Raw genomic sequence first — 1,830 nt, forward strand, 5'->3', positions numbered from 1 at the left:
CCCTCCACCAGTCCCTCCTCGACCACCCCCGGCGCGACCGGCACGACCTGTCCGCGCTGCGCCTCGTCGTCACCGGCGCCGCCGTCGTCCCCCTCCGCCTCGTCGAACGGCTCCGCGGCGAACTCCGCATCGCCACCGTCCTCACGGCCTACGGGCTCTCCGAGGCCGCCGGCCTCGTCACCATGTGCCGCCGCGGCGACCCCGACGACATCGTCGCGACCACCTCCGGGCGCGCCGTCCCCGGCACCGAGGTCCGCATCGCGGGCCCCGACGGCCGCGCCCTGCCCGCAGGCCGGCCCGGCGAGGTCCTCGTCCGCGGCCACCAGGTGATGCAGGGCTACTTCGAGGACCCCGAGGAGACCGCCCGCGCCCTCACCCCCGACGGCTGGCTGCGCACCGGAGACGTCGGCGTCCTCGACGACGCCGGGAACCTGCGCATCACCGACCGCATCAAGGACATGTTCATCGTCGGCGGCTTCAACGCCTACCCCGCCGAGATCGAGCAGCTCCTCGGCCTCCACCCCGACATCGCGGACGTCGCCGTCGTCGGCGTCCCCGACCCGCGCCTCGGCGAGGTCGGCAAGGCGTACGCGGTCCGCCGGCCCGGCTCGACGCTCACCGCCGACGACCTGATCGCCTGGGCGCGCCGCGAGATGGCCAACTACAAGGTGCCGCGGACCGTGGAGTTCCTCGCCGAACTCCCGCGCAACGCGAGCGGCAAGGTCCTCAAACGCGCCCTGCGCACCGCCCGCCCGCCCGTCACCTGAGCCGACCGGCCGGCACAGGCGTCCGGACCGGCTTGCGGGCCAGGACCAGGCGCCAGCGGGGGCTGCCGTCCGGGCGCCGCCCGAAGTGCTCCAGCGGCATGGTCTCCACCGCGAACCCGGCCGCCGCCAGGTCCCGGCGCACCCCGCTCCACGGGAACGTCCGGTAGTACATGACGAACGGCGGCCGCCACACCGCGTTCCGCACCCGCATCACCGCGTCGAACCCGGCCGCCGCCCACCACAGCGGCGACGACGGCGGCAGCGGAGCCCCGATCGGGAACGCGAACACCCCGCCGGGGCGCAGCGCCCCGTACACGCCGGAGAACAGGGCGGGCCGCTCATCGGGCAGGAAGTGCCCGAACGCGCCGAAGCTGACCGCCAGGTCGTGGCCGCCGGCCAGCTCGGCCGGCAGGGCGCGGGCGTCGGCGCGGACGAAGCCGACCCGGCCGGCGGCGCCGTGGGCGCGCTCCGCCTCGGCGAGCATGCCCGCGCTGAGGTCGACGCCGGTGACGCGGCCCCGGCAGAGCCGCGTCAGCATGCCGAGCGCCGCCCCGGTGCCGCAGCAGACGTCGAGGCCGTCCCCGAAGGAGCCCTCCGACGCGGCGAGGGCCTCCTCGACGGCGTCGAGGATGCGGTCCGGGGTGCGAAAGGGCGTGTGGTCGAACTTCGGCGCGAGGAGGTCGTATCCCCGCTCGACCGAGGAGAAGGCCTGGACGGCGAGCTCGCGCAGGCTCGGACCCTGTGAGGTGAACACGCCCCCACCCTAAAGCGGCCCGGCGGCCGTACGCGCACGCACGGCGGCCGCGGTGGCTCCCCCTCCGGGCCACCGCGGCCGCCGTCACCGGCCGGACGGGCCGGCCGTGCGGTGGTGCGGTCGTGCGTGGTGCGGTCGTACGTGGTGCGGTGGTGCTTCCCCCGTGTCGTGCTTCCCCCCGTGTCGTGCTCCCCGCGGGGACCCCGGGGGACAAGGGGCCCCCACCGGGACCGCGACACGGGCGGGAGGGCGTCACGGGGGGACCACCCCCACCCTACCAACGACCGCACCCCCCACGACCGCCCCCCC

The 1,830-nt window shown here is 76.4% G+C and carries 2 protein-coding genes; one reads left to right on the forward strand and one right to left on the reverse strand.

What is annotated here, in order from left to right:
* Positions 1 to 767 (forward strand): AMP-binding protein (locus EF903_RS32245; protein ID WP_148142645.1); only part of this gene is annotated, 767 nt, incomplete at its 5' end.
* On the opposite strand, the gene EF903_RS32250 is transcribed toward EF903_RS32245, so the two are convergent.
* Complete coding sequence (locus EF903_RS32250) at positions 760 to 1,521, reverse strand: class I SAM-dependent methyltransferase (protein WP_125548494.1); 762 nt, start codon at positions 1,519 to 1,521, stop codon at positions 760 to 762. The two genes, EF903_RS32245 and EF903_RS32250, sit on opposite strands and share 8 nt — an antisense overlap.
* Positions 1,522 to 1,830: the final 309 nt, after the last annotated feature.

Origin of the sequence: Streptomyces sp. WAC05292 (assembly GCF_003949955.1) — a bacterium.
In the GTDB taxonomy this organism is placed as follows: Bacteria; Actinomycetota; Actinomycetes; order Streptomycetales; family Streptomycetaceae; genus Streptomyces; species Streptomyces globosus.